The sequence below is a fragment of the Inquilinus limosus MP06 genome, assembly GCF_000767795.1.
Lineage (GTDB): Bacteria > Pseudomonadota > Alphaproteobacteria > DSM-16000 > Inquilinaceae > Inquilinus > Inquilinus limosus_E.
The window spans coordinates 1-2,954 of record NZ_JANX01000680.1 but is presented as its reverse complement, the minus strand read 5'-3'; the positions used below and the strand labels follow the sequence as shown (position 1 = coordinate 2,954).

At 54.7% G+C, this 2,954-nt stretch carries 3 protein-coding genes; 1 reads left to right on the top strand and 2 read right to left on the bottom strand.

Features of this window, described 5'->3' with window-relative positions:
• Positions 1-255: 255 nt before the first annotated feature.
• Entirely contained in the window at positions 256-684 is a 429-nt protein-coding gene (locus P409_RS30720; protein ID WP_034847409.1) for a cupin domain-containing protein, read from the bottom strand.
• A 157-nt stretch (positions 685-841) separates the two neighbouring features.
• On the opposite strand from P409_RS30720, the gene P409_RS37440 reads away from it, so the two are divergent.
• Complete coding sequence (locus P409_RS37440; RefSeq protein ID WP_161790503.1) at positions 842-2,461, top strand: RNA-directed DNA polymerase; 1,620 nt, start codon at positions 842-844, stop codon at positions 2,459-2,461.
• Positions 2,462-2,478: 17 nt separating this feature from the next.
• On the opposite strand, the gene P409_RS39485 is transcribed toward P409_RS37440, so the two are convergent.
• A partial coding sequence (locus P409_RS39485) for a Gfo/Idh/MocA family protein (protein ID WP_034847407.1) occupies positions 2,479-2,954 on the bottom strand: 476 nt, incomplete at its 5' end.

Genomic DNA, 2,954 nt, shown 5'->3' with positions numbered 1-2,954 from the left:
CTGCGCGCGTCCGCGCGCGAAATCGGGCAGAGAACAGGTCCCGCGGCTAGAGCCGGATCGCCAGAGTTCAGGTCGGTCTTGACGGCGAAAACCCCCTCCCCCTACCCCCCTCCCGCGAGGGGAGGGGGGACTCCTTTCTCTTTCGGTCGATGGCTTTCGCAGGCGCGGCGATTGCCCTGCATCGGCCACCGGATCGTCATGCCGGACCGGCGCGGCGATCGGCCCCGGTCCTGCCGGTCGGCGGGGAAGGGCCGATCAGCCGCCGGGGGCGACCGGCACCAGGCCGTGGCGCAGCATGACCTCCTGCATCCGCGCCGGGTCGGGCGCGCCGCCGGCGGCCAGGGCGGCGACCTCGCAGAAATAGCCGGGGCCGAGCACACCGGGGGTGAGGACGGACAGGCAGGTGGCCGGCGCCTGCGTGTCGTTGCGGAAGCCATGCACGACGCCGCGCCGGATGAAGACGGAGTCGCCGGGCCCGACCGGCACGTCGCTTCCGTCGACCCGGAAGGTCAGGGTGCCGGCCAGGCCATAGACGGCCTCGTCCCAGCTCTCATGATAGTGCGGCACCGGCATCCGGGCGTTGGGCTGCACCGTCATCCGGAACATGTCGAGACTGCCGCCGGTACTGTCCTTGTCGTGCAGGAACTCCAGCAGCAGGCCGCCGATGATGATGGATTCGGACATAGTCGCCTCCTTGAGGGAGTCTCGCATATCTTTTTTGCCAGACACCGCGAGCTATATCGGGTGATATTCCGCATTGCTAAATGCATTTGGCTTAAAATATTCTATTGTCGCAAGCGATTGAGAGACTGATTGCGTTAAGAAATATATGGAGGTCGACATGAATAACGATCTTAAGGCGGATCTACTGAAGAAGGGATATCTACCGGAAAATATGCCACCTTCTTTTATATCTGATGCCATTTGTGGATTCTTTGATACAAAAGCTTATCGAACTTTCTTGAGCAGCTCGGCGACTCCGGTTCGCCCCGCTGTTTATAATGCTTCAAAGAGAGGAATGACGAGGCGGACATTTTCTGTTGTGCATCCCGTTAGCGGTTATGACTTAGCCGAATTTGCGGCCACTCGATGGGGGCAGATAGAGGCGTTTTTTGGAGGAATCAAAAACAGCCTATCCGCGCCACGCCACTCCCCAGATGGAGATCGAGCCTTAGAGATCAGTCCGCATAGCGAGCTGGAGGCCGTTAGGCTATCGAAATTATCACAGTACAGATTCATTGCGAAGACAGACATATCTAGATTCTATCATTCTATATATACGCATTCGATACCGTGGGCCTATCATGGCAAGGCTCTCTCCAAGGATGATCGAAATCCGAGATCGAATAAAGTATTTTTTAATCGCTTAGATTACATAGTGAGATGTGGTCAGGATGGCCAGACTGTTGGTATACCGGTTGGGCCAGACGCGTCTCGCATTATCGCTGAAACAGTTTCAACGGCTATAGATTTGGAGTTTTTTAAGAGATGTGATGTTGAGGACTGTGATATATTGCGCCATGTTGATGATGTGTGGATCGGGGCGAATTCTCATGCTGACGCGGAGCGTGCTTTGTGGCGGTACAGAGAGGCGATTCGAGAGTATGAGCTTGATATTAACGAGAATAAAACAAAAATCTATGCTGAGGATTTCAGATTCTCTGATGGATGGCCCACGGATGTGGCTGCTCAACTGGAATTCGCTATCGATTCTCCGGTAAAGCGGATTGCAGAGAGATTGAGAACAGCATTTGAGTATGCTTTCTCATTTACAACTTCTGGCGGCGACGATGGCGTATTGAAATATGCAATCAGGTATCTTGATCAGTCGGATCTGCGCTGGGGGCAGTGGGAAACGTTCGAGCCGTTCCTCAAACGCTCTGCTGTACATTTTGGACACACTATTGATTACGTAGTTCGGGTGTTGGTCTGGAAAAATCTGACCAGTGGGGCCGTAGATAATGCTGCCTGGTCTATAATCTTCCGTACCATCTTGGATCGACAAGGAAGATTGGGCAATGATAGTGAAGTATGTTGGGCAATATATGGATGTATGCGATTTGCAATAAAGATAGACATCGAAATTGCAAAGAATATAGTTTGGAACTGTGGTGCGATGTCGATAGTAGCATTGTTGAATTGCGTTGAACTAGATCTTGTAGATGCAGATATATTTGATGAGGCTCTGGAAGTGTTGGCTGGTGAGAGTTTGTGTGGGCCATATTGGCCTGTCTTATTGGAATGGATCTCGCGAGGTTGGCCAGGGAAATCAAAAATAGCTATTGACCATGATGTAATAAAGGAAATGGGAAATCAAAACGTGACCTTGTTTGATTCTGGTCGATTGCCAAAAGTATTTCAGGATGTGGATGAAAGTAATTTCTCAGATATTTCAGAAGCTATAGAAAAGAGAGTTAGCATTTATGATGATGAAGATGCGGAGCCGGAATCTCCATTCTAACTATTTGTTATATATATTTATGCCTCCACCCCCACCCACCTTCTCTCCAGGGCCGACCGCCCGATCGCCTCGCTCACCCGTTCCAGCGCCGCGGCCGCCGCGAAATCCGGATAGGCGGCCGGCCCGCCGGCGACCGCGTCCAAAAGCTGCGCCACCTCGATCACCTTGAGGTCGTTGAAGCCGAGGCCGTGGCCGGCGGCGGGGCTGAAGGCGCCGTAATGCGGGTGGGCCGGGCCGGTCAGAATGGTGCGGAAGCCGTTGCGGTCGCCCGGCGCCGCACCCGGCTGGTAGAGCTGCAGCTCGTTCATCCGCTCCTGGTCGAACAGGATCGCGCCCTCGGTGCCGAACACCTCGAAGGCCAGGTGGTTCTTGCGGCCCCAGGCCACCCGGCTGGTCGCGACCGTGCCGATGACGCCGTCGGCGAAGCGCAGCAAGGCGTGGGTCTGGTCCTCGTTCTCGACCGTCGCCGTCTCCGTGGTGACCGCGGCGGCGC

Excerpts from the sequence above, each read along its gene's own strand:
- P409_RS30720 (WP_034847409.1), bottom strand. The coding sequence starts at position 684 with ATGTCCGAATCCATCATCATCGGCGGCCTGCTGCTGGAGTTCCTGCAC.
- P409_RS37440 (WP_161790503.1), top strand. The coding sequence starts at position 842 with ATGAATAACGATCTTAAGGCGGATCTACTGAAGAAGGGATATCTACCG.